The following is a 25869-nucleotide window of genomic DNA, read 5'->3' on the forward strand; positions in this document are numbered from 1 at the left end:
CCTGAATTACTTGGTATTGGACTTTTTTACGATATTAATTTTAAACTCTTTTTCAGCAATTTCTATTATTTTACGATAAGTCTCAGCTAAAAGTTTTGCCTCTTGAAGTTCTTTTTCTATCTCTGTAATCGACTTTTGAGAGTCTATTTCTTTAATAACATTTTTAACTGATTTCATGTCTGGTAAAGATACAATTCTTGATTTTATATTATCATATCCTCTTTCTCTTAACCAATAAGTTAGTCGAGAATTACCCAAATCATATTTTAATTCAACCTTTCTTTTGGTTAATAAACCACTTAAATATTCATTACATACAAATCTTTTAAATTCCTCGGAATATTTAGATTGCCATTTTGTCGAAAATTCTTTTGAATATCTTTCCATATTTTTACACTTTTGTGTAAACCTATTTCAGGACAAGACATTTTTTATTAAGGCATTACAGACAACCCGATAGCGCGGATTTGCAATCCGTGCCAACAAAAAAAATCCCAAACTCAATTGAGTTTGGGATTTTTGATATAATAACTTTTCTATTTACACGTGTAATGCTCTGTTATCTGTTGCTGCTAATGCTGCTTCTTTGATAGCTTCTGCAAACGTTGGGTGTGCGTGAGACATTCTTGAAATATCTTCTGCACTTGCTCTAAATTCCATTGCTGTAACAGCTTCTGCAATTAAATCAGCACATCTTGCTCCAATCATGTGAACTCCTAAAACTTCATCTGTTTTTGCATCGGCTAAGATTTTTACAAATCCGTCAGTGTCGCCACCTGCTCTTGCTCTTCCTAATGCTTTGAATGGGAAACTTCCTGCTTTATAAGCTACACCTTCCGCTTTCAATTGCTCTTCTGTTTTACCAACAGCGGCAACTTCTGGCCAAGTGTACACTACACCAGGAATTAAATTATAATCGATATGTGGTTTTTGACCTGCTAAAATTTCAGCTACCATTACTCCTTCTTCTTCCGCTTTGTGTGCTAACATAGCGCCACGAACTACATCACCAATTGCATAAACATTTGAAGCCGAAGTTTGTAAATGATCGTTTACTTCGATTTGACCTCTTTCGGTAACTTTTACTCCTGCTTTATCCGCATTTAATCCATCTGTATAAGGACGACGACCTACAGAAACTAATGAATAATCACCTTCTAATGTGATGATTTCTCCTTTAGCATTTTCTGCTTTTACCGTTACAACATCTCCAGCTCTTTCTACTGATTGAACTTTGTGAGACGTGTAGAATTTCATGCCTTGTTTTTTCAACACTTTAGTCAATTCTTTTGACAAAGCTGCGTCCATTCCTGGAATAATTCTGTCCATAAATTCTACTACAGAAACTTGCGCTCCTAAACGTAAATATACTTGACCTAATTCGATTCCGATAACACCACCACCAATAATTACTAAGTGTTTTGGAACTTCTTTCAGTTTCAAAGCTTCAGTAGAAGTGATGATTCTTTCTTTATCTAATTTGATAAATGGTAAGCTAGATGGTTTAGAACCTGTAGCAATAATAATATTTTTTGATTCGATGATTTCCGAAGAACCATCTTCTTTAGTCACTTTTACAGAAGTAGCGCTTTCAAACGAACCTACTCCATTAAAAACGGTGATGTTGTTTTTATCCATTAAGAATTTTACACCACCTGAAGTTTGATCTACCACCGCTTGTTTACGAGCAATCATTTTTTCCAAATTCACTTTTACATCACCCGAAACTTCAATTCCGTGGTCTGCAAAATGTTGTAATTCTTCATAATGATGCGAAGAAGCTAATAATGCTTTAGAAGGAATACATCCTACGTTTAAACAAGTTCCTCCAAGCGTTGAATATTTTTCAATAATAGCAGTTTTAAAACCTAATTGGGCACAACGGATCGCCGAAACATATCCTCCAGGTCCAGAACCTATAATGGTTACATCAAATTGACTCATGATTTTATATAAAGTTTGTTGTTTGACTTAAATTCGGATACAAAAGTAACGCTTTTTGAATTAATTATTTGTTACTTTTTTGGTAAATTATTATAGCTGATTCTTATAAAGTAAAAGCAGTAGTGTTTTTAACTTCACCAATCATAAACGAACTATGTGTACTACCAATGTGGTTTAATCCTGTTAGCTTGGTAACCATAAACTCTCTATATTCGTCCATATCTTTTACATGTACTTTTAAGATGTAATCATAATCACCACTTACGTGAAAACACTCTAAAACTTCATCTAATTTTACAACTTCGCTTTCAAAAGTTGTTAAAAAATCTTTAGTATGCTGAATTAATTTAATGTGACAAAATACCACAAATGCTTTTTCTACTTTGTTACGATCAAGAATTGCTACATATTTACTAATTACGCCTTCTCGTTCTAATTTTTTTATTCTTTCATAAACCGCTGTTACTGAAAGATTCAAAACCATCGAAAGTTCTTTTGTTGTTTTTTTTGTGTCTTCTTGAAGTAATCCCAGAAGTTTTTTGTCAATTGAATCCATTAATTGTGTTGTTGTTTGTTGTTGTTATCGGCAAATGTAATCAAAACGATTAAAAAACGGAAATAAAAACTACAACATGAAACAAAATTAAAATTAAAATCTAATTTAAATAATTACTATTGATTATTAAACTATACTATTATATTTTTGATTTAAAATAAACAACTAAACATTAAAAATATGGAAAATTTCAACCCAGCAGACAACATTCAAGACTTACAATACTTTGGTGAATTTGGAGGTGTAAATCCATCGATTTCCGACAGTTCAACATATACTTTTTTGTCGGCAAAAACCATGTTCGACACCTTTGAAGGCAATGCAGAAGGATGTTATTTATATTCACGTCATTCATCTCCAAGTAATTTATACTTAGACAAAGCATTAGCTGCTATGGAAGGAACTCAATCGGCAAATGTTGCTGCTTCAGGGATGGGTGCTATTACTCCTACTCTTTTACAATTGTGTGGAAACGGCGATCATATTGTTTCAAGTAGAACTATTTACGGAGGAACATATGCATTTTTGAAAAATTTTGTTCCACGAATGGGCATCAAAACTACCTTTGTTGACATTACCAAATTAGACATCGTTGAAGCTGCAATAACACCAAATACCAAAGTTTTATATTGCGAAACCGTAAGTAATCCTTTATTAGAAGTAGCTGATATTGCTTCCTTGGCTAAAATTGCTAAAAAACACAACATTAAATTGGTAGTTGATAATACTTTTTCACCTTTATCAGTTGCTCCTGCAAAATTAGGTGCTGATATTGTGATTCATTCGTTAACAAAATACATCAACGGAAGTAGTGATACTGTTGGTGGTGTAGTTTGTGCTTCTCAAGAATTCATCAATAGCTTGAAAAATGTAAACGACGGAGCAAGTATGCTTTTAGGTCCTACAATGGATAGTTTGCGTTCGGCTTCTGTGATGAAAAACTTAAGAACCTTACACATTAGAATGAAACAACATAGCCACAATACAATGTATTTGGCAAATAAATTTGAAGCAGACGGAATTAAAACGGTTTACCCAGGTCTAGCAAGTCACCCAAGTCATGAAATATACAAAACCATGATTAATCCTGAATACGGTTTTGGAGGAATGATGACCATTGATGTAGGTACTTTAGATAAGGCAAATGCTTTGATGGAATTAATGCAACAAAGAAACTTAGGATATCTAGCTGTAAGTTTAGGATTTTACAAAACATTATTCAGTGCGCCTGGAACTTCAACTTCATCTGAAATTCCATTAGATGAGCAAAAAGAAATGGGCTTAACGGATGGTTTAATTCGTTTTTCAATTGGTTTAGATAACGATATCGAAAGAACGTATCAAATGATGAGACAATGTATGGTAGAATTAGGTGTTTTATAATTCTTAAAATCAATATTTTAAAAATCCAGTTGAGTATTCAACTGGATTTTTATTTTAACTAAACTTTGCGATATACTTTCCTTTTTCTATATTGCAACCTCAAACAAAGACCAATGAATACTAAAATAATAAAAAATAGAGAGCTAAAACTATGGGAAGCTTTAATTCCTGTATTTGCTTTAATCGGAATGCTTGCTTATAATGTGCTTTATGCCTATAATGGACCAGATGATAATGCACTAGGTGGAAGTAATCAATTTATTCTCTTATTAGGTGGCGCTGTCGCTGCAATTGTAGGCTATTTTACCAAAGTTCCCTTTCATAAAATGCTAGACGAAGTTGCTAATAATATTAAATCAACAGCAAGTGCCATTCTTATTTTGTTAATGGTTGGTGCCCTTGCTGGAACTTGGATGGTGAGTGGAATTATTCCTTCAATGATATATTATGGTTTACAAATTTTAAGTCCGGCTATCTTTTTACCGGCTACCTTAATCATTTGTTCGGTAATTTCTATTGCTACTGGAAGTTCTTGGACAACTTCTGCAACTGTAGGTATTGCATTAATAGGTATTGGTGGTGCATTGGGTTTTGATTTAGGAATGGTGGCTGGAGCTGTAATATCTGGCGCTTATTTCGGAGATAAATTATCCCCCATGTCTGACACCACTAACCTTGCCCCTGCAATGGCGGGAACCGATTTGTTTACGCATATTAAATACATGACATTAACTACAATCCCAACTTACATAATCACTTTAATTTTATTTATCGTCTTAGGACTTTCTGTAGAAGTAAGTGGTGAGGCAAATACAAACGATTTATTAAACTCAATAACAGCAAGTTTTAATGTTACTCCATTATTGTTTTTAGTTCCAGTTATAGTAATCGGATTAATCGTTAAAAAAACGGAACCATTGGTTGCGCTTTTAGTTGGGACTTTATTAGCGGGAATTTTTGCTATTATTTTTCAACCGGAAATTGTTACTCAAATTACTGGAGCCGATAGTTTAACTTTCAAATCAGCTTATAAGGGGGTAATGCAAGCTATAACTACTGAAGTAATTGTTCCTACAGAAAGTAAAACATTAGCAGATTTATTTACTTCTGGCGGTATGGCAAAAATGTTACCCACCATTTGGTTAATTTTATGTGCGATGGTTTTTGGCGGAATTATGGATGCAATTGGAGCTTTAGCAAGAATTAGCGAATCATTATTGAAGTTAGCGCATACAACTTTTGGTTTGTTTGCTTCAACTGTTGGAAGTTGTTTAGCATTAAACATAACAGCGTCTGATCAATATTTAGCAATTGTAGTACCTGGAAAAATGTTTGCAAAAGCATATAAAGACAAAGGACTAGCACCAGAAAACTTAAGTAGAACATTAGAAGATACTGGTACAGTTACATCCGTATTAGTACCTTGGAACACTTGTGGTGCCTACCAAGCCGGGACGCTAGGTGTTTCAACACTGGATTATTTACCTTATGCATTTTTTAATATTTTAAGTCCATTCATGACATTAATTTTTGCGGCTTTCAATATTAAAATCAAACAATTGGTTTCAGAAATAAAGAAATAAAAATACCATAAACAAAATCTATATTAAAATAAAAATTAACCATGACTTAACTATAGTTGTGGTTTTTTTATTCGTAAATTTGTATCAGAAAATAAATAACAATTTAAAATTATAACATTATGTCATTAGTAGGAAAAAAATTCCCAAACATTACAGTTGATGCTATCTCTTTTATGGGAGATAATTTAAGAATTAACGTATTAGAAGAAGCTGTTAACAACAAGAAAAAAGTAGTATTGTTTTGGTATCCAAAAGATTTTACATTTGTTTGTCCAACAGAATTACATGCATTTCAAGCTGCTTTGGGTGAATTTGAAAAAAGAAACACAATGGTAATTGGCGCTTCTTGTGATACTAACGAAGTACACTTTGCATGGTTAAATACAGCAAAAGATAATGGTGGAATTGAAGGTGTAACTTATCCACTTTTAGCAGACACTACTAGAAATTTATCTGCTGCTTTAGATATTTTAGATGCAGAATGGGTTTATGACGAAAATCTTAATGATGAAATATTAGAAGGTTCAAATGTAACTTTTAGAGCTACTTATTTGATTGACGAAGAAGGTAAAATTTTCCACGAAAGTGTAAATGACATGCCATTAGGAAGAAACGTAAACGAATATTTAAGATTAGTTGACGCTTATACGCACGTTCAAACTAAAGGTGAAGTTTGTCCAGCTAACTGGGAAGAAGGAAAAGACGCTATGAATGCAGATAGAAATTCAACTGCTGCTTATTTAGCTTCACATTAATCAATAACAAAAATCAATAGCAATATCAAGTTTCAAATAATTGAATTTAGATATTGCTATTGAAATTGAATTTTAAAAATTATGTTTACAGAAATAGAACAAGATAATTTAGCCGAAGTAATTGCAAACAACGAAACGGTTGTGGTACAATTTTCAGCTTCATGGTGTGGAAATTGTCGTATCATGAAACCAAAATTCAAAATGATGGCTTCACAAAACGAAACCATTCCTTTTGTAATTGTAGATGCTGAAAAGTTTCCAGAATCTAGAAAATTAGCTAAAGTAGATAACTTACCAACTTTTGCTACATTTAAAAATGGTGCATTAGTGAATCAAACACAAACTAATAAAGCTGAAGTTTTAGCTGAATTGGTTGCAGAAGTAGTTTAATTATAAGTTTCAAGTTTGTAAAAACAACCTGAAACCTTAAACTTGAAACAAAAACAAATATGAAATTACCCGTTATAAAACAGTTAACTCAATTTATTGAAGATAACGACCAAGATTATTTAGTTGAAACTATTGAAGTTCTAGAGAATCTTTGTGAAGTTTCATCATTAAAAGATGAAGAATTAGATGTAATTGCCGAATTAATTTCAAACATGTATGGTGCACTTGAAGTAACCCAAATGATAAAAGATGGCAAAGACAAAAAAACAGCCTTGAACGATTTCATGAAACGTGTTTTAGGTTCTATAGATAAATAATTAGAAAGCTCCTGTTGGAGCTTTTATTTTTATTGAATTTTCGTCATAATTAAATTATTTTAGAAAATTTAACACATATTTTATATATTGCACTAATTATTATCCTCAGAATAATGTGCATGAATAAAATTACCTTTTTTTTATCATTTACTTTACTATTCATTTCTTCCGTTGGATTTTCTCAAAATCATCGGATTGAATTTAAACCTAGACAAGCCGAATTCGAGTATTTTGAATACAGAAACGACAGTATTTTTCCATTAAAAACCCCTGTTAGAAATACAACTAGTAGGGTGTTTGAAAGCAAATTACCTTATCCTATTCTATTTATTCACGGATTAAATTCTAGTTCGGAAACTTGGAATACATCTACCGATTATTACGATACACAATATTCATTTACCTATGGAGGACGGTTTGATTTCTGTTTAAATGCAGACAACAACAATACCACAACCAATAAAAACTTTTATCCTACTGCAGGAGCTGATATTGCTGCATTTGAATCGTTTGTACAAAATGGAGACTATTTCTATGTAAATTTTAATGTAAACCCAAATGGCGCAGTTGGAACAACTGTTTTGAGTAATCAATCAGCAATTGCTAAGCAAGGAGCTGCAGTAAAAGTAGCCATTCAAAGAGTAATGGAAGTAACCGGAAAAGACAAAGTTATTTTGATTGGGCACAGCATGGGTGGTTTAGCGTCCAGAGAATACATTCAAAACGCGTATAATTGGCAATCCGATAATCAACACCATGTAGCTAAGTTATTAACTTTAGGAACTCCCCATGGCGGAAGTAACGCAAGTGATAATGTTTTAGCGTTTATGACCGGAACGGATGTAAGTTCTGAAGCTATAAGAGATTTAAAAACCACTTACTATTATAGTGGCGAAGGAAGTCATTTTTTATTTGGAGGCACTGAAATTCAAAACAGCACAAGCATGAATGACAACTCCTATTCTCCAGATTTTTACAATGTTGATGTTAATTGCAATGGCATTTCAGGAGAAACCATTCAGGGCTTAAACCAAAAATCGATAGATAATCTAATTGATTTTTCATGTGTAATTGGACGAATAACCAATGCGTTTGGAGGTAATATCACTACTGATGGCGTGGTTTCTGAACCTTCTTCAAATATGAATACTTATTTAACTGGATTAACTTATCCTGCTAAATTATTTTACTTCAATTCGGGTTATGATATCATTGAAAATCATACTGAATTACCGGGTTATCCATACCAAATGATGCAAGGTTTAGACGAGCCTAATTTCAAGGAATTAGCTTATGGAATTACAACAAATAAAAATTATATTGGCTATACAACCGTACAAAATCCAACAGCTGCCGATAATGATTATTTCAAATTTAGTGTTGTAGACAACGTTAACGCAATTGTTTCTGTAAGTAGTATTGTAACTTCATCCATGAATGGAACTATTTTAGATGCAAGTGGAATAGATATTGGTGCTACTCAAAACAATAGTGGCGCTACACTTATTTTTACAAGAACACTTGCTCCTGGTAACTATTACTTAAAATTAACAAGTACTAACCCAACAAACACTAATTATACCACACCCTATCAATTTACTATTACGACTACTTTAAGTGTTAACGGCAATAGTTTTGCTTCTTTTACTTTTTATCCTAATCCCGTTAAAGATATTTTGCATTTAGAAAATATTTCTATAACAAAAGCTAGTATTTACAGTATGTTAGGTCAATTAATTGAAACACATACATTTGAAAATACGACTTCTAATAGTTTAGATTTAACTAGTTTAGAAAGTGGAATATACTTAATTGTTTTAGAAAACGATTTGGAACAGAAAACCATTAAAGTGATTAAAGAATAAAACAAAAAACGCTCTTAAAAGAGCATTTTTTTTATTTGAAATATTTCTTTCTCAACCAAAAAGCGACATTTACTAAGATTATCAAAGCGGGAACTTCCACTAGAGGTCCGATAACACCTGCAAAAGCTTGTCCGCTATTGATTCCGAAAACACCGATGGAAACAGCAATAGCTAACTCAAAGTTATTTCCTGAAGCGGTAAACGACAACGCTACTGTATCTCTATAATTAGCTCCAATTTTCATCGCCACAAAGAACATCAAGAAGAACATAATCGCAAAGAAAATGACTAAAGGAATAGCAATTCTAACCACATCCATTGGTAAATCTACAATCATTTCGCCTTTTAAACTGAACATCACTACAATCGTGAATAAAAGTGCTATTAACGTAATTGGAGAAACAAATGGAATAAACGTTTGATTGAAAAACTTATCTCCTAAATATCTTTTAATCGCAAAACGACTTATAACTGCTAATGCAAACGGAATTCCTAAATAGATTCCAACTGTTTGAGCAATTTCTGAAATAGTGATATTTAATGCTAACCCTTTGATTCCAAATAAAGGTAACATGATTTCTAAATAGAAGTAAGCATACAAACTGAAGAAAAACACTTGCAACAAACTATTAATTCCGATTAAACCAGCAGTTAATTCTCTGTTTCCTTCGGCAAGTTCATTCCAAACGATAACCATGGCAATACAAGGCGCAATTCCGATGATAATCAATCCCGTCATATATTCTGGATAGTCTTTCAAAAAGAAAGTCGCCAATAAAAACATTAAAAAAGGACCTACAATCCAAGTGATAATAAACGAAGCCGATAACAATTTTGGCTTTTCAAACATTTGCGGCACTTTTGAAAAATCAATTTTGGTTAAGGGTGGATACATCATTAAAATCAAGCCAATTGCCAACGGAACATTTGTCGTTCCAGATGAAAATGAATTGATAAAATCAGCTGAATTGGGAATAAAATATCCAATAGCAACACCAATTAACATCGCTAAGAAAAACCAAAGGGTTAAATAACGGTCTAAAAATCCTAATCGTTTTTTCATTTTATTACTTTTTTATTTGAGAAAACACAAAAAGCATTTCGCTGGCAATTTGTATACTACGTTCTGCATATTTTTCGTTCATTAGATCCGTAACATCAAATGCTTTTGGATCGTCATATTTGATTGGGAATCTAGCTTCTGCACCAAAAACCATGGGACAACCTTCGTCGGCGTTATTGCAAGTCATGATGGCTCCAAAGTTGTTTTTCGGATTAAAATCATCGAAATACGCTTTTGAAAAACAGATGATTGGATGTTGATTGTCATCGAATTTTACTGCATAAACTGGATTTTGTTCTAGGCTTAACTTCTGAATTTGAAATCCTTGATTTATTAAGGTTTCGCCTACTTTTGGAAACATGGCTGTGGCTTCCGTTCCGCCAGAATAGCAATATACATTCTTGATTCCGAAATGAAACGCCATAGTTTGTGCCCAAATTTGCGATAAATGACTTCTTCTGGAATTGTGTGTACAAATGAAGTTCAAACGAATCTCTTCATTATTATTGACTTTGTTTTGAATGTAATCTGCTAATGGTTTTAAAACTTCTTTTCGTTCTTCTGAAACTGAAATATTCTTGATAATTTCGATAGTTTTTGATAAATTTTCTAACATATTTATTTTTTTAACCGCAAAGAGCGCAAAGATTTACGCAAGGTTCGCATAGTATTTTTTTTAGTTGATGATTTTTTGTAAAATTCAGTGTTTAACTTCAAGAAACTTTGTGCTATACAATTAACAACAACCTGAATCCGGAGTGCAACAAGTCGTTTCTTTTGGTTTCCACTCGCCTATTTTAACTTTTAGCTTTTCTGGTGGAATGCCGCAATTGTCTTTAGCTAGGCAATCGGTTAGTTTTGATTTCAATTGGAAGTTGGTTCCATCGAAATCTAAACTGAATTTTCCGATAGTTTCCTTCATTTGGTATTCGACTTCGATTTCTAAATCTGGAATTTGCAGTTTAGCTTCTGACAATTCGATAATATGCACTAATTTTTCAGGATGTAATCTGTGGTCGTAATCGTTTGCTTCCCAAAGTTGGAAGTTGGCTACTTCTTCTGAACGAACAACTCCACCGCAATCGATGAAATGTTTAGTAATTTTACCTACTTCGGTTACATGGAAATGATTGGGTACTAAATCACCATTTGGTAATTGAAAGGCGATTGTAGTTAGGTTTTTTAGTTGGTTTTTGATTTCTGATAATTTCATAATTTAAAGTATTAAGATTAAATCCCTTCGACTTCGCTCAGGGTGACAAGAGAAAATTAGCAACATTTGCTTTTTAACTTATGACGAATTATACCAAAGTGATTTTCTATTTTATCAATTGTATCCGGATTGATGCAATAGCATATAGCGGTTCCCTCGATGGTTCCTTTGATGATGTTGGCGTTTTTAAGTTCTTTTAAGTGTTGTGAAATTGTAGGTTGTGCTAGCGGTAATTCGTTTACGATATCGCCACAAATACAGGTATCTACAGTTAACAAATAGTCGACAATAGCTATACGAGCTGGATGTGACAAGGCTTTGAATAAAGTTGCCATTTCGTTTTGTTCTACTGAAAAGGATTCTGATTTAGATGCTCCCATAATTAAAATTTACTTGTTTGGTATAATTGTCAAAAAAGGTTCTCGGTACAATTTTATAAAGTAAAAATTAGCATTCTTACTTTATAAAATCACTCGAACTGACGTTTTTAATAATCTTATTAAATTATTATATTGCAATATTACGATAAACAAATATACTACACAATAAAAAATCCCGAAATTACTTTCGGGATTTAAAATATTTAGAAATTTAGAGATTATTTACCTCCTTTTTCCATTTTAGCTTTTAATTCAGCAAGAATGTCGTTGTTATCACCTAAAGTAGATGTTTGTTGTGCTGAACTATTTGATGTAGTTTCAACAGCAGCTTTAACGTTTTTCTCTTCTTCTTCTCTGAAGATAGCTGTATGAGAAGCTACTACTCTTTTGAATTCTTTATTGAACTCAATAACTTTAAAGTCAGCAGTATCTCCTTTTTTCAATTTTTTACCGTCTTCTTTTTCTAAGTGACGTGTAGGAATGAAAGCAACGATATCGTCACCAAATTCTACAGTAGCTCCTTTGTCAACGATTTCAGCAATAGTTCCGTTGTGAATAGTTCCAACAGCGAATGCATCTTCGTATTTATCCCAAGGGTTAGCAGTAGTTTGTTTGTGACCTAAAGATAATTTACGACCTTCAACGTCTAATTCTAATACAACTACGTCTAATTTTTCACCTACGTTTACAAATTCAGATGGGTGTTTGATTTTCTTAGTCCAAGATAAATCAGAGATGTATACTAAACCATCGATACCTTCTTCTAGCTCTACGAAAATTCCGAAGTTAGTAAAGTTTCTAACTATTCCAGTGTGTTTAGAACCTACTGGGTATTTAGCAGTGATATCAGTCCATGGATCTTGCGTCATTTGTTTGATACCTAAAGACATTTTTCTTTCGTCTCTATCTAAAGTTAAAACAACTGCTTCAACCTCGTCTCCAATTTTCATGAAATCTTGAGCACTTCTTAAGTGAGTAGACCAAGACATTTCAGAAACGTGGATTAAACCTTCTACACCTTCAGCAACTTCGATGAAAGCACCGTAATCAGCTAAAACAACTACTTTACCTTTTACTTTATCACCGACTTTTAATTCAGCTCCTAAAGCATCCCATGGATGAGCGTTTAATTGTTTTAAACCTAATTGGATTCTTGTTTTCTCATCATCGAAATCAAGGATTACCACGTTTAATTTTTGATCTAATTCAAGAACTTCGCTTGGGTGATTGATTCTTGACCAAGATAAGTCTGTAATATGGATTAATCCATCTACACCACCTAAGTCGATAAATACACCGTAAGAAGTAATGTTTTTAACAACACCTTCTAATACTTGTCCTTTTTCTAATTGACCAATAATTTCTTTTTTCTGTACTTCAATATCAGCTTCGATAAGCGCTTTGTGAGATACTACTACGTTTTTGAATTCGTGGTTAATTTTAACTACTTTGAATTCCATAGTTTTGTTCACATATTGATCGTAATCACGGATAGGTTTCACATCAATTTGTGATCCTGGTAAGAATGCTTCAATTCCGAAAACATCTACAATCATACCACCTTTAGTTCTACATTTAACGAAACCGTTCACGATTTCACCTGTTTCGTTAGCAGAAATAACTCTATCCCATGCTTTGATAGTTCTAGCTTTTCTGTGAGATAATACTAATTGACCTGTTTTATCTTCACGAACGTCGATAAGTACTTCTACTTTATCACCAACTTTTAAGTTTGGATTGTAACGGAATTCGTTTAAAGAAATAACACCTTCAGATTTAGCGTTGATGTCTACAATTGCATCTCTTTCTGTAATTCTAACTACTACTCCTTCTACTACTTCTTCTTGATCTGTAGCGATGAATGTTTTAGTTACTAGATCTTCAAATTCTTGTAAGTTTTTTTCATCTACTGGATCAATTCCTTCTTGGAAGTTATGCCAGTTAAAATTCGCTAAAAACTCTTCTTGTGTTTTGTTAATTTCAGACATGCTGATTAAAAATTTGTATGCCGTGATTCTTGCGTTTCTTGATGCGATTAGAAAACAACAGCAGTGTTTTACGTAAATGATTGATACCTAAAGGAAACGCTATTCGCCAAAAGGTGTGCAAAATTACAACTATATTTTTGATTTACAAAACCTTTACCACTAGTTTTTATGGTTTGAATACTATTTATATTTTTTAAAATAAGTAATTTTAAATACATTTGCAGAAATATAATTGATAAAATGAAAAAAATAGTATTTATTGTTGCTTCTATGCTTTTGGTTGTTTCATGTAACAATCTTAAAGATAATGAGTTTTTAATTTCTGGTAAAGCTGCTGGAATTAAAGATGGAAAAAAAGTATTTGTAGAAATACAAACTGAAACAGGTTCTACCGCTAAAGATACCGCTGTTGTTACTGACGGAAAGTTTGAACTACAAGGTATTACAAATGGTATTGACATTGGTTTTATTCGATTTGAAGGCGAAGAAATTAATTTACCTATTATTTTAGAAGAGGGAAATATTACTGTTGATATTGTTAAAGATTCGATTCATAAATCTACTTTAGGCGGAACTCCAAATAATGATAAGTTTCAACAATTTAATACTGAAACCAGAGTGATTTCTGAAAAAGTTGTAAAATTTGAAAAAAGCAACGGTCCTGCTATGCAAAAAGCCCGTATGAGCAACGATACCGTTGCGGTTAATAAATTATTAAAAGAATATAAAAAGTTTCAGGATGAAATGAATAATTATTCTAAGAAATTTATAAAAGAAAATCCGGATGCTTATTTATCTGTATTGTTATTAGAGAATTTTTTAATGAGACAGTATTTAACTCCAGAAGAAGTTAAATCGTACTATAATGGTTTAAGTAAGGGATTAGCTGCTACTAAAAGTGGTAAGAAAATTAAAACTACTTTAGATGCTATGACTGCTATTGTTATAGGTAAACCAGCACCTTTATTTTCGGGACCTACTCCTGACGGGAAAACAGTTTCGTTAAAAGAAACTTTAGGAAAAGTTACTATTATTGATTTTTGGGCTTCTTGGTGTGGTCCTTGTAGAGCTGAAAATCCTAATGTGGTTGCTTTATATAATGAATTTCACGCACAAGGTTTAAATATTATTGGGGTTTCTTTAGACAAAGACGCTGCTAAATGGAAAGAAGCTATTGCTAAAGACAAATTAACTTGGGCACATGTTTCTAATCTTAAATTTTGGGAAGATCCTATTGCTAAACAATACAACGTTCAAGCAATTCCAGCTACTTTTATTTTAGATGCTAAAGGAACTATTGTTGCAAAAGATTTAAGAGGTGATGCTTTAAAAGCGAAAGTAAAAGAACTTTTAGGAGTTAAATAATTCCTACACAAACTATATTTAAAAAAATCTTCTTCGGAAGATTTTTTTTATGTTTTTCATTTACAGAAAGTTATAAAATAGTCTGCAAAATAGTAGAAAATAACTTTGCAGGAATAAAAAACAATTCTATATTTGCAACCGCTTAGTCAAATAAGCATGATGGCTTGGGGAGATACTCAAGCGGCCAACGAGGGCGGACTGTAAATCCGCTGATTACATCTTCGCAGGTTCGAATCCTGCTCTCCCCACAAAAGCACCTCTAAAGAGGTGCTTTTTTTTTATATAGCTATTTATAAGACAAAAAAATCCCAATCTTTCGATTGGGATTTCTATATCTAATTACTTGGTAAATAACAATTCTCTGTATTTTGTTAATGTCCAAAGTTCGTCGTCTACTAACAATTCTAATTTGTCAGCGTGGTAACGAATTTCTTCAAAGTAAGGTTTTACTTTATCGCAGTATGCATCCGCCATTTTTTCTGTGCTTGTTAAGGCGTTTGCTTTTTTACGTTCGTCGGTCATTTTTCCCACTTTGGTGTTGATACCTTCTATGTGTTCTGAAATTTCTTTGATTAACGAAATTTGTTCTTTAGCAATTTTTTCAAAGTCTTTACCAAAGATTTCTTTTAATCCTTTTACGTTTTCTATTAACACATTTTGGTAACGAATAGCTGTTGGAACCACATGATTACGAGCAATATCACCTAAAACACGACCTTCGATTTGGATTTTTTTCACATATTCTTCCAATTCAATTTCGTAACGTGATTCTACTTCAACATGATTCATTACGCCCATTTCACTAAACAATTCAATTGCTTTTTTAGAAACTTTTGCTTTTAAAGCTTGAGGTGTTGTTTTGTGATTGCTTAAACCACGTTTTTTAGCTTCTTTTTCCCAAGCATCGCTATAACCGTCGCCTTCAAATAAAATAGCTTTTGTACCTTTAATATATTCTCTCAAGACATTGAAAATCGCTTCGTCTTTCTTTAAATCATTTTTCTCAATTAAAGCATCTACCTCAATTTTGAAATCTTTTAATTGTTTAGCTACAATCGTATTTAAAGTCGTCATAGAAACCGCACAATTTGCAGAAGAACCAACTGCTCTAAACTCAAATTTGTTTCCTGTGAAAGCAAATGGAGAAGTTCTGTTTCTGTCTGTATTATCTAATAAAACGTCTGGTAATTTTCCTACTACGTTTAATTTTAAATCTGTTTTTTCTTCTGGAGATAATTTCCCTTGAGAAACTCCTTCTAATTCCGCTAATACTTTAGTCAATTGTTGTCCGATGAAAACCGAAATAATTGCTGGTGGTGCTTCGTTAGCTCCTAAACGGTGGTCGTTACTTGCAGAAGCTATTGACGCTCTCAATAATTCTTCGTTGTCATGAACCGCTTTAATTGTGTTGATGAAAAACGTTAAGAATTGTAAGTTACTCATTGGCGTTTTTCCTGGACTTAATAAGTTGATTCCAGTATCAGTTGCTAATGACCAGTTGTTGTGTTTTCCAGAACCATTTACTCCTTTGAATGGTTTTTCGTGGAATAAAACTTTAAAATCGTGACGCTCTCCTACTTTTTGCATCACATCCATTAATAATGAATTGTGATCTACAGCTAAATTTGTTTCTTCGAAGATAGGTGCTAACTCAAATTGGTTAGGAGCTACTTCATTGTGACGTGTTTTAACTGGAATTCCTAATAACATACATTCGTTTTCTAAGTCACGCATATAAGTTAAAACTCTTGTAGGAATTGAACCAAAATAATGGTCGTCTAATTGTTGCCCTTTAGCTGCAGTGTGTCCTAATAAAGTTCTTCCTGTTGCTAATAAGTCAGGTCTTGATGAAGCTAAAGCGCTATCTACCAAGAAATATTCTTGTTCCCAACCTAAAGTTGGTGTTACTCTTTTTACGTTTTTATCGAAATATTTTGCTACGTCTATAGCCGCTGAATCGATAGCATGTAACGCTCTTAATAAAGGCGTTTTATTATCTAATGCTTCTCCTGTATACGATACGAAAACTGTTGGAATACATAAAGTTGTTCCAAAAATAAATGCTGGTGATGTTGGATCCCAAGCTGTGTAACCTCTCGCTTCAAAAGTGTTACGAATTCCCCCATTTGGAAAAGAAGATGCATCTGGCTCTTGTTGTGCTAATTGACTTCCTCCAAATTTTTCAACCGGATCACTTCCATCAGGGAATATTTCAAAAAAAGCATCGTGCTTTTCAGCAGTTGTACCTGTTAATGGCTGAAACCAATGTGTATAATGTGTCACACCTTTAGACAAAGCCCATTCTTTCATACCAAGTGCAATATAGTCTGCAATTTTTCTATCTATTTTAACACCTTCAGCCGCTGCTTTAACGGCTTTATAAGCATCAGGAGTTAAAAATTGTCTCATAGCTTTGTCACCAAAGACATTACTACCAAAAATAACTGATTTTCTATCCAATTCTTCTACGTGAACTGGCTTTCTGTCTGTTGCTTTTCTTAAAGCTTGAAAACGAAATGTTGACATAAGTTCGTGTGTGTTTAAAGTTATACCCATTAAAAGTTATGCAAATATATAAATTTTTCAACAAATATTTATTTATACCCTATTTTTTTAGGGGTTAAATATAAAAAATTATTACTTTTACACTATGAAAACAATAAATTTATACATGATAATGCTCGGATGCACTCCAAAAGGACGTTTTACCGAACAACACGATATTTTTTTTGGGATAGGAACAGGTTTAAAAGATTTAATTCCAGATATGAACGCTTTTTGGCCAGAAGCAAATGGTAGAATTCATATTGACGCGTGGCAAAAAATTACAACTGTTGATGGATTTTCAATTGAAGTTGTATCTATAGAAACACCATTAAAACAAGAAGAACAATTATTCTTTTTAAATTTAGGTGGTTACAAAGAGGGTGAATTTGAGGAATATCATTATAAAGTAATAGTGGTTGCGAAAACAAAAGCCGAAGCGATTAAAAAAGCGAAACAAACTACATTTTACAAACATTATGGTTTCAAAGGAGCCGAATCGCATATTGATGATAAATATGGCATTGATGTAGATGATATTCACAACATTGAAGATATTCTTTCGGAAAAATTCAAATTGCAGTACCGTTTAAAAATAACAAAAACCAATGCGACTTCAGAAGATGAAAAGCACATTGGTTATTTAAAGATTGATAAAATTTCAGAATAAAAAAGAGCTATCGTATCGGATAGCTCTTTTAGTTTAAAGATTTTTTATATTATTTGGATTAATACCAAAAGTTTCTATTACAGCATTATAATCATTAAAATCAACTTGAACAGCTCTTCTACTTGAAAAATATCCTGGTATAATTACAATCCTAAAAGTTTGATTAAAAATATATTCTGGTGTTTCTGATAAATCATAAGTCCCATTTGCATAAATAGTAAAATCTTCTTTACTAAAATCATAATCATAATCAAGTTCATCTCCATTACTAAAATATACTGTTCGAGGAATCAATTGCCAAACTGGTGTATTTGAATCTATTAAATCAGACATTCTATAAATTAAAATATTATCAGAAGCGTATATTTGAGGATTTAAACTTCTATAAATAAAGTATCCAACTGTTGAACTATTATAACTAAAATTAACGTTTCTTAATTCAAAAACCTCAGCAATAGTATCGTTATCAACATTATCATTTTCTTCGTTAACTGTACAACTTTGTAGTGCTATCATCCCGATAAAAGCTATCAATAAAGTAATTTTCTTCATAATATTTAAATTTTAAATTATTTCTTGTGTAAATATAACCAATTCTTGTGCCAAACTTTTATACGATATAAATTAGTATCTTTGAAATCTATATAAAGGCTATAAAAATGGGAAGAAATAATCCAAAAAATATTAAAGCACACAACGACAAATTACACAAAGAGCAATCGAAAGAAAAAGCCAAAAAAAATGCTCGAGCAGAAAAATTAAAAGAAATTCAACGAAAATTCAACGAATCTAAATCGTAATTTATGTCGGGTTGCTATTGCGGAAATAACGTTTCCTTTCAAAATTGCTGTGAACCTTATATCAAAGGAATTAAAAACACACCCACAGCAGAAACCTTAATGCGTTCTCGTTATAGTGCTTTTGCAACGGGTGCCGCCGATTACTTGGTAAACACTACTCATATTTCAAAAAGACGATTCCACAACAAAAAAGATATTTTAGATTGGAGTCAAGCCAACAAATGGTTAAAACTAGAAGTTCTAGCCTCAACAGAAAACACAGTTACCTTCAAAGCGTATTATTTAGATGAAAATTTAAAAGCACAAGTACATTACGAACATTCAACTTTTAAATTAGAAAACGAAAAATGGTTTTATGTGGATGGAGAATTTTAAGCTTTTCTTTTAACAGGAATCCAAATTTCTTCTTCAGAATCGGGTGAATTATTTTTATATTTCGCTCCTAATATTTCGAAATGCGGACGATTATCTAATTGATATTCCGAGTTAGGCAACCAAACACCAAAAATATAACCAAAAGTTTCTCTTGCTTTTACTGCATCTCCCACATGATTGAAAACCGCATACAATCCTTCTTCAACTATTAACTGTTGCATTCCATCTGGAATAGATTTAAAATCTGTTACAGGAATCACAGCCCATTTCACAAACTCAGTTTGCGGATTAAAATCAAAATTATCGGGATTGATTTGAATATTGAATAAATCCGTTCCTATTGTATTTTGAATTTCATTTCGTCTTGGCATAAAATTACCCCACAATTCTCCTATTCGGTAATCTGAATAGGAAATTACACTATTCATTCCGATGAATTTTGTTATTGGGAAGGTTTTGATGATTGGTTTCATAATTTATAAAATGTATCTTCTTTCCATTTTGATGGATTTTGTTCAATATAATGTTGAATTTTTTCAAATGATTCCGAATTACGAATGATATGATCGTGAAATCGGGATTGCCACCCGAAATTGGGGTTGATTTGTCGTGACATTTTGGTGACTATGGATTTATATGAACCTACGATTGATGAAATGGTATTTTTTTCCTGATTTTGAAATCGGGATGAACCAATAATTGAATTGGTTTCGATGTTAGAGACAAGGCAATGCCTTGTCTCTACGAATGGTTCATCATTCGTTTTGTCAATAATCAATATCCCATGAACATGATTTGGCATCACCACAAAATTACCCAATTCAACCATTGAAAAATGATTGGGTATTTCATACCAAAATTGTGCTGCCAATTTCCCGATTTCGGATAATTGCATAATTCCGTTTTTAATATTTCCAAAAAAATGTTCTCGATTTTGGGTGCAAATGGTAATAAAATAGGCACCATTGTTGGCATAATCCCAGGTTTGTAGACGTGCGGAAGGAATGCGGTATTTGTTTTGAAATTTATTTTGCATGGCGTTGAATGTTATAATATTACGAAATAATGAAATTATTTTGGGAATTGAAAATGATTTTGATTTTTTTTGAATGGATTCAAAAAAAAGAGACAAGGCATTGCCTTGTCTCTACAAAATATATACATTCGAAATATTACATATTGCGTCGATACTGACCACCAACCTCGAATAACGCATTGGTGATTTGCCCTAACGAACAAACCTTAGTTGCATCCATTAATTTTTCGAAAATGTTTTGGTTCTTAATCGCTGCTTCTTGTAAAATGTTAATGTGCTCGACTACTTTTTCTGCACTTGTTTTATGCAAATCGGTTAACATATCAATTTGATATTGTTTTTCTTCCTCCGTTGCACGAATAACCTCAGCTGGAATAACCGTTGGCGAACCTTTTGAACTCAAGAACGTATTTACACCAATAATTGGAAATTCTCCAGTGTGTTTCAAGGTTTCGTAATACAATGATTCTTCTTGAATTTTACTTCTTTGGTACATCGTTTCCATTGCACCTAAAACTCCTCCACGTTCTGTGATTCTGTCGAATTCTTGTAAAACAGCATCTTCTACTAAATCGGTTAATTCTTCAATTATGAACGAACCTTGAATTGGGTTTTCATTTTTCGCTAAACCTAATTCTTTATTAATAATCAACTGAATTGCCATTGCTCTACGCACTGATTCTTCAGTTGGAGTCGTAATCGCTTCGTCGTAAGCATTCGTATGCAACGAGTTACAGTTGTCGTAAATTGCATACAACGCTTGTAAAGTCGTACGAATGTCATTAAAATCAATTTCTTGCGCGTGTAACGAACGGCCAGAAGTTTGAATGTGGTATTTCAACATTTGTGCTCTTTCGTTGGCACCGTATTTATTTTTCAAGGCTTTCGCCCAAATTTTACGTGCTACACGACCGATTACCGCATATTCTGGATCAATTCCGTTTGAGAAGAAGAATGATAAGTTCGGACCGAAATCGTTGATGTTCATTCCTCTACTTAAATAGTATTCTACATAAGTAAAACCATTTGCCAAAGTGAAGGCTAATTGTGTAATTGGATTCGCTCCTGCTTCAGCAATATGATATCCCGAAATCGAAACGGAATAGAAATTACGAACGTTTTGCTTAATGAAATATTCTTGAACGTCACCCATCAAACGCAATGCAAATTCTGTAGAGAAAATACAAGTATTTTGTGCTTGATCTTCTTTTAAAATATCAGCTTGAACTGTTCCACGAACTTGTGCTAACGTTTTAATTTTAATATCTTGATATACATCAAAAGGTAAAACTTGGTCACCTGTAACACCTAATAGCATCAACCCTAAACCATTATTCCCTTCTGGTAAAGCACCTTGGTATGTTGGACGAGCTACGCCTTTTTTCTTATAGATTTCGTTGATTTTAGCTTCTACTTCATCTTGTAGACCATTTTCAACGATGTATTTTTCACAGTTTTGATCGATGGCAGCATTCATGAAGAATCCTAACAACATTGGAGCAGGACCGTTAATTGTCATCGAAACGGAAGTTAATGGGTGACTTAAATCGAAACCTGAATATAATTTCTTCGCATCATCTAAGCAACAGATTGAAACTCCTGCATTACCGATTTTTCCATAAATGTCAGGACGAATATGTGGATCATTTCCGTATAAAGTAACCGAGTCAAAAGCTGTAGAAAGACGTTTTGCAGGTAATCCCGCAGATACATAATGGAAACGTTTGTTGGTACGTTCTGGTCCTCCTTCTCCTGCGAACATTCTACTTGGATCTTCACCTTCGCGTTTGAACGGATATAATCCTGATGCGAATGGGAATTCACCTGGAACATTTTCTTGTAAATTCCATTTTAATATATCTCCCCAAGCTTGGTATTTTGGCAAAGAAACTTTTGGAATTTGAGAATGTGATAACGATTCAGTATGCGTTGCAATTTTGATTTCTTTATCACGAACTTTAAAACTATAAACAGGATTTTTGTATTTGTTTACTTTTTCGTCCCAAGTTAAAATGATTTCCCAGTTGTATGGGTCCAAATTCATTTTTACACGGTCGAATTCTTTAGTCAATAACGAAACAAAATCTTTGTTATCAGCAGTAATGTTCAAAGAACTTTCAACAATTCCTGCTTTATCTATTTGTGGAACATTTCCGTTAACGGTTTCTATAGTTTTGCAAATTCCGTATAATTTTTGAGCTACTTCTACTTGCGAAAGTGCTGTTTCGTCGTATTTTCTATTGTTTTCTGCAATTTCAGATAAATAACGTGTTCTGTGAGGCGGAATTACGAAAATTTTCTCGCTCATTTCACGTGTAATTTCAAAAGTCGATTTTAAATCAGCTCCTGTTTTGGCTACAATCTTATCCATGATAGATTTGTACAACGTGTTCATTCCTGGGTCGTTGAATTGCGAGGCGATTGTCCCAAAAATTGGCATTTTATCAGTATCTACATCCCATAAATTATGATTGCGTTGGTATTGTTTTTTTACATCACGAATGGCATCTAAAGCACCACGTTTGTCAAATTTATTCAAAGCAACTAAATCAGCAAAATCTAACATATCGATTTTTTCTAATTGTGTTGCTGCTCCAAATTCTGGTGTCATTACGTATAATGAAACATCAGAATGTTCTAAAATTTCGGTATCCGATTGTCCAATTCCAGATGTTTCTAAAATAATGATGTCATATTTAGCAGCTTTCAACACTTCAATTGCTTCAGCCACATATTTTGATAAAGCCAAATTAGATTGACGTGTAGCCAACGAACGCATATAAACACGAGAATTATTAATCGCATTCATACGAATTCTATCGCCTAACAAAGCACCTCCCGTTTTACGTTTTGATGGGTCAACCGAAATTAATCCAATAGTTTTTTCAGGGAAATCGATTAAAAAACGACGTACTAATTCATCTACTAACGATGATTTTCCGGCACCACCCGTTCCTGTGATTCCTAAAACTGGGATTTTTGACGTTTCATTCTTTTGGTGAATTTGGTCAAAAACTGATTTTGCAATTTCTGGAAAATTCTCAGCTGCAGAAATTAATCGTGCAATTGCAGTTGGATTTTTATCTTCGATATGCGATAATTCTCCCGTTAATTTATCTCCAATTGGATAATCCGAACGTTGCACTAAATCGTTTATCATACCTTGTAATCCCATGGCACGACCGTCATCTGGCGAATAAATTCTTTCGATACCGTATTCGTGTAATTCTGAAATTTCAGAAGGTAAGATAACACCTCCACCTCCACCAAATATTTTGATGTGACCTGCTCCTTTTTCTTTAAGCAAATCATACATATATTTGAAATATTCGTTATGACCTCCTTGGTAAGATGTCATTGCAATCGCATTAGCATCTTCTTGAATAGCTGTGTTTACAACTTCTTCCACACTTCTATCATGTCCAAGGTGAATAACTTCAACACCCGTAGCTTGAATAATTCTACGCATGATATTAATGGCTGCATCGTGTCCATCAAAAAGTGACGCTGCGGTCACAATTCTTACTTTATTTTTAGGAATATAAGGAGTTTGTAGTTCCATCTGTAATTTTTATTCGTTTTTAAGGGTGCAATTTACGAATTTAATAATTTTATTTCATTCAAATTTTAGAATAAATTCAGTCAAAAAATGGCACTATCTTTGGAAATAAGTTAGTAAAACAGAAAAATATGAGAAAAATCGCCCTTAGTTTAGTAGCATTTGGTTTGTTTGGTTGTGCCGAAATGCAACAAGTTTTAGATCAATTACCACAAGGAACCGGTGTATTGAGTCAGGCAGAAATAGGAAATGGATTAAAAGAAGCATTGAACAATGGTATTGCTAAACAAGTTTCAAAATTAACCGCAACAGATGGTTTTTTTAAAAATGAAGCTGTAAAAATATTATTACCCGAAGAACTTCAAACAGTCGATAAAAAATTACGTCAAATAGGAATGAGTAAATTAGCTGATGAAGGTTTAAAAGTAATTAATCGTGCTGCGGAAGATGCCGTTAAAGAAGCGACACCTATTTTTGTGGATGCTGTAAAACAAATGACATTTACTGATGCTAAAAATATTTTAATGGGTAACGAAAGTTCGGCCACAACTTATTTACAAAATACAACTTCTACTGCTTTGTATACCAAATTTAATCCCGTAATTAAAAATTCGTACACCAAAGTTGGCGCTGATAAAGTTTGGAAAGAAATTATCACTAAGTACAATAGCATTCCGCTAGTTAAAAAAGTAAATCCCGATTTAACAGACTATAACACTAAAAAAGCTATGGAAGGAGTTTTCAAAATGATTGCAGTGGAAGAAAAAGATATTCGAACTAATTTAGCCTCAAGAAGTTCTGATTTATTAAGAAAAGTATTTGCTTTACAAGATCAAAAATAATTCTTTCTACGAAATTTATTTATTTTCAAAAAAAACTTTAAAATTTTAATAATCAATAACATAAGAATAACACAACCTTAATATTATAATTCAAAAATTCATCGGATATTTGCATAGTAATAAGAATAGAATTCTCATATAGTTAGGGTTAGTTTAGTAAAAATCACTCCAATGAAAATTGGAGTTTTTTTTGTATAAAAAAAAGACCGATTTTCATCGGTCTTTAATATTTAAATATACATTAATTTCTACAAGTAGGATCTAAATGCCTTCTTAACCTAGTAGCTGTTATGAAATCATTTGAACAACTAGGGATACCCTTTGTATCATCATATGGAGTAGAAGGATTATCAACAAGAGCCCCATTAAATGGATAATAACCTGTTCTAGTTTCTGTACCATCCAAATATGTAAATGAACGTTCTGTTTTCGTTAATACTCCATCAGCATCATCATCAACATCTATATAATCAGGTCTTTCATCACCGTCTGTATCAATTGCATCATCAACAAAATTAGGTCCATATTCATGCATCGACAAAATACCATCTCTATCATGATCTCTTCTTCTTAAATTATGTAATTTAAATGAAAATACTAATGGCGCATAAGAAGGAATCGTTAAAGTTCCCGAGCTAAAATAAGCCAAACCTGAAGGAAGAAACATTACTCCTGTTCCAAAATTATCAAAAGAAATTGTTCCATCTACTTCAGAACTAAATGTGCCTGTTTTAAATTTAGGTATTACTTCAGCCCAACCTCTAATTACTTCATCTAAAGACAACCATACTGGATTTTGTTTACTATCAAAAACCGTTTGTGTGTAGGTATCCACCGCATCAACAGTAGTTTTTGCAAAGCTGAATCCTTTATAGGAAACAAAAGAAGAATCAACTCTAGTAATATTTTCTCCAGAACCTTCTCTTAAATTTAAGTAGTAAATTGTATAAGTTATGTCATGCCTTTTTCTTTGAATTGTATCTAATTCAGGCATATCCCAAATAGGAGTTTGAGAACCTCCATCTGGTATTTGTGTAAAAGTTGTATTAAAATCTGAATCAACAGTTACATAATGTGTATGCAGAAAATCTTCTATCTCTGCAATGTCTTCTAAATAAACTTCTTCATAAGGTCTGTCAGGTGTTGCTGAAGTACTATCTTCATTTTGACATGAATAAAAACCCGTAAATAAACTTAAAACCAATACTATTTTAATCAAACTCTTCATTATTATGCATTTT

25 protein-coding genes and 1 tRNA gene are annotated in these 25869 nt (G+C 32.7%); 12 read left to right on the forward strand and 14 right to left on the reverse strand.

Going from position 1 to position 25869, the window contains the following annotated elements:
- Positions 1-6: 6 nt before the first annotated feature.
- The 3 genes from RSE15_RS03090 to RSE15_RS03100 all read right to left on the reverse strand — a co-directional run bounded on the left by RSE15_RS03090 (position 7) and on the right by RSE15_RS03100 (position 2500).
- Positions 7-387: a hypothetical protein gene (locus RSE15_RS03090; RefSeq protein ID WP_324069524.1), complete on the reverse strand. Its 381-nt coding sequence runs from the start codon at positions 385-387 to the stop codon at positions 7-9.
- 153 nt (positions 388-540) lie between these two features.
- Positions 541-1944 (reverse strand): dihydrolipoyl dehydrogenase, encoded by a 1404-nt coding sequence (gene lpdA, locus RSE15_RS03095; protein ID WP_324069525.1) that lies wholly within the window; start codon positions 1942-1944, stop codon positions 541-543.
- A gap of 103 nt (positions 1945-2047) precedes the next feature.
- Entirely contained in the window at positions 2048-2500 is a 453-nt protein-coding gene (locus tag RSE15_RS03100; protein ID WP_324069526.1) for an Lrp/AsnC family transcriptional regulator, read from the reverse strand.
- A gap of 180 nt (positions 2501-2680) precedes the next feature.
- Between RSE15_RS03100 and RSE15_RS03105 the strand changes: the two genes are divergently transcribed.
- The 6 genes from RSE15_RS03105 to RSE15_RS03130 all read left to right on the forward strand — a co-directional run bounded on the left by RSE15_RS03105 (position 2681) and on the right by RSE15_RS03130 (position 8793).
- Positions 2681-3883: an aminotransferase class I/II-fold pyridoxal phosphate-dependent enzyme gene (locus tag RSE15_RS03105; RefSeq protein WP_324069527.1), complete on the forward strand. Its 1203-nt coding sequence runs from the start codon at positions 2681-2683 to the stop codon at positions 3881-3883.
- Positions 3884-3996: 113 nt separating this feature from the next.
- Positions 3997-5466, forward strand: coding sequence for a Na+/H+ antiporter NhaC (nhaC, locus tag RSE15_RS03110; protein ID WP_324069528.1), 1470 nt, complete (start codon positions 3997-3999; stop codon positions 5464-5466).
- Positions 5467-5585: 119 nt separating this feature from the next.
- Positions 5586-6221, forward strand: a complete 636-nt coding sequence (locus RSE15_RS03115) for a peroxiredoxin (RefSeq protein WP_324069529.1) — start codon at positions 5586-5588, stop codon at positions 6219-6221.
- 81 nt (positions 6222-6302) lie between these two features.
- Positions 6303-6611 carry a thioredoxin family protein gene (locus RSE15_RS03120; protein WP_324069530.1) on the forward strand — a complete coding sequence of 103 codons (309 nt, stop codon included), beginning with the start codon at positions 6303-6305 and terminating at the stop codon, positions 6609-6611.
- Between the two features lie 59 nt (positions 6612-6670).
- Positions 6671-6928 (forward strand): DUF6952 family protein, encoded by a 258-nt coding sequence (locus tag RSE15_RS03125; RefSeq protein WP_324069531.1) that lies wholly within the window; start codon positions 6671-6673, stop codon positions 6926-6928.
- Between the two features lie 119 nt (positions 6929-7047).
- Positions 7048-8793 (forward strand): T9SS type A sorting domain-containing protein, encoded by a 1746-nt coding sequence (locus RSE15_RS03130; protein WP_324069532.1) that lies wholly within the window; start codon positions 7048-7050, stop codon positions 8791-8793.
- Positions 8794-8824: 31 nt separating this feature from the next.
- Here the strand turns inward: RSE15_RS03130 and arsB are convergent, their stop codons facing one another.
- The 5 genes from arsB to rpsA all read right to left on the reverse strand — a co-directional run bounded on the left by arsB (position 8825) and on the right by rpsA (position 13437).
- A complete protein-coding gene (gene arsB, locus RSE15_RS03135; RefSeq protein ID WP_324069533.1) occupies positions 8825-9856 on the reverse strand; it encodes an ACR3 family arsenite efflux transporter in 1032 nt (343 codons plus the stop codon).
- Positions 9857-9860: 4 nt separating this feature from the next.
- On the reverse strand, positions 9861-10472 hold the full coding sequence (locus RSE15_RS03140) for an arsenate-mycothiol transferase ArsC (RefSeq protein WP_324069534.1): 612 nt from the start codon (positions 10470-10472) through the stop codon (positions 9861-9863).
- A gap of 120 nt (positions 10473-10592) precedes the next feature.
- A complete protein-coding gene (locus RSE15_RS03145; RefSeq protein WP_324069535.1) occupies positions 10593-11069 on the reverse strand; it encodes a DUF6428 family protein in 477 nt (158 codons plus the stop codon).
- Positions 11070-11125: 56 nt separating this feature from the next.
- Positions 11126-11449, reverse strand: a complete 324-nt coding sequence (locus RSE15_RS03150) for an ArsR/SmtB family transcription factor (RefSeq protein WP_324069536.1) — start codon at positions 11447-11449, stop codon at positions 11126-11128.
- Between the two features lie 218 nt (positions 11450-11667).
- Positions 11668-13437, reverse strand: coding sequence for a 30S ribosomal protein S1 (rpsA, locus tag RSE15_RS03155; protein WP_324069537.1), 1770 nt, complete (start codon positions 13435-13437; stop codon positions 11668-11670).
- 240 nt (positions 13438-13677) lie between these two features.
- Here rpsA and RSE15_RS03160 point away from each other — a divergent pair, with 240 nt between their 5' ends.
- Complete coding sequence (locus RSE15_RS03160) at positions 13678-14802, forward strand: redoxin domain-containing protein (RefSeq protein WP_324069538.1); 1125 nt, start codon at positions 13678-13680, stop codon at positions 14800-14802.
- A 166-nt stretch (positions 14803-14968) separates the two neighbouring features.
- A tRNA-Tyr gene (locus RSE15_RS03165) sits at positions 14969-15050 on the forward strand.
- 91 nt (positions 15051-15141) lie between these two features.
- On the opposite strand, the gene RSE15_RS03170 is transcribed toward RSE15_RS03165, so the two are convergent.
- Positions 15142-17328 carry a glutamine synthetase III family protein gene (locus RSE15_RS03170; RefSeq protein ID WP_324069539.1) on the reverse strand — a complete coding sequence of 729 codons (2187 nt, stop codon included), beginning with the start codon at positions 17326-17328 and terminating at the stop codon, positions 15142-15144.
- A 124-nt stretch (positions 17329-17452) separates the two neighbouring features.
- Here RSE15_RS03170 and RSE15_RS03175 point away from each other — a divergent pair, with 124 nt between their 5' ends.
- A complete protein-coding gene (locus RSE15_RS03175; RefSeq protein ID WP_324069540.1) occupies positions 17453-18016 on the forward strand; it encodes a DUF1543 domain-containing protein in 564 nt (187 codons plus the stop codon).
- Positions 18017-18049: 33 nt separating this feature from the next.
- Here RSE15_RS03175 and RSE15_RS03180 read toward each other — a convergent pair whose 3' ends face one another.
- Positions 18050-18568 (reverse strand): hypothetical protein, encoded by a 519-nt coding sequence (locus tag RSE15_RS03180; RefSeq protein ID WP_324069541.1) that lies wholly within the window; start codon positions 18566-18568, stop codon positions 18050-18052.
- Positions 18569-18675: 107 nt separating this feature from the next.
- Between RSE15_RS03180 and RSE15_RS03185 the strand changes: the two genes are divergently transcribed.
- Positions 18676-18816, forward strand: a complete 141-nt coding sequence (locus RSE15_RS03185; protein WP_262317556.1) for a hypothetical protein — start codon at positions 18676-18678, stop codon at positions 18814-18816.
- Positions 18817-18819: 3 nt separating this feature from the next.
- The gene (locus RSE15_RS03190) at positions 18820-19191 is read left to right on the forward strand and encodes a YchJ family protein (RefSeq protein WP_324069542.1); all 372 of its coding nucleotides are present in this window, start codon (positions 18820-18822) and stop codon (positions 19189-19191) included.
- Here the strand turns inward: RSE15_RS03190 and RSE15_RS03195 are convergent.
- The 3 genes from RSE15_RS03195 to RSE15_RS03205 form a co-directional block, all read right to left on the reverse strand.
- Positions 19188-19664, reverse strand: coding sequence for a GyrI-like domain-containing protein (locus RSE15_RS03195; protein WP_324069543.1), 477 nt, complete (start codon positions 19662-19664; stop codon positions 19188-19190). The genes RSE15_RS03190 and RSE15_RS03195 overlap by 4 nt on opposite strands.
- Positions 19661-20227, reverse strand: a complete 567-nt coding sequence (locus tag RSE15_RS03200) for a transposase (protein WP_324069544.1) — start codon at positions 20225-20227, stop codon at positions 19661-19663. The genes RSE15_RS03195 and RSE15_RS03200 overlap by 4 nt, the downstream gene beginning before the upstream one ends.
- A gap of 136 nt (positions 20228-20363) precedes the next feature.
- Positions 20364-23789: a methylmalonyl-CoA mutase family protein gene (locus RSE15_RS03205; RefSeq protein WP_324069545.1), complete on the reverse strand. Its 3426-nt coding sequence runs from the start codon at positions 23787-23789 to the stop codon at positions 20364-20366.
- A 128-nt stretch (positions 23790-23917) separates the two neighbouring features.
- On the opposite strand from RSE15_RS03205, the gene RSE15_RS03210 reads away from it, so the two are divergent.
- On the forward strand, positions 23918-24628 hold the full coding sequence (locus RSE15_RS03210) for a DUF4197 domain-containing protein (RefSeq protein WP_324069546.1): 711 nt from the start codon (positions 23918-23920) through the stop codon (positions 24626-24628).
- A 241-nt stretch (positions 24629-24869) separates the two neighbouring features.
- Here the strand turns inward: RSE15_RS03210 and RSE15_RS03215 are convergent, their stop codons facing one another.
- Positions 24870-25856 (reverse strand): FKBP-type peptidyl-prolyl cis-trans isomerase, encoded by a 987-nt coding sequence (locus RSE15_RS03215; RefSeq protein WP_324069547.1) that lies wholly within the window; start codon positions 25854-25856, stop codon positions 24870-24872.
- Between the last annotated feature and the right edge of the window lie 13 nt (positions 25857-25869).

It is taken from the genome of Flavobacterium sp., assembly GCF_035195345.1.
Taxonomy (GTDB): domain Bacteria; phylum Bacteroidota; class Bacteroidia; order Flavobacteriales; family Flavobacteriaceae; genus Flavobacterium.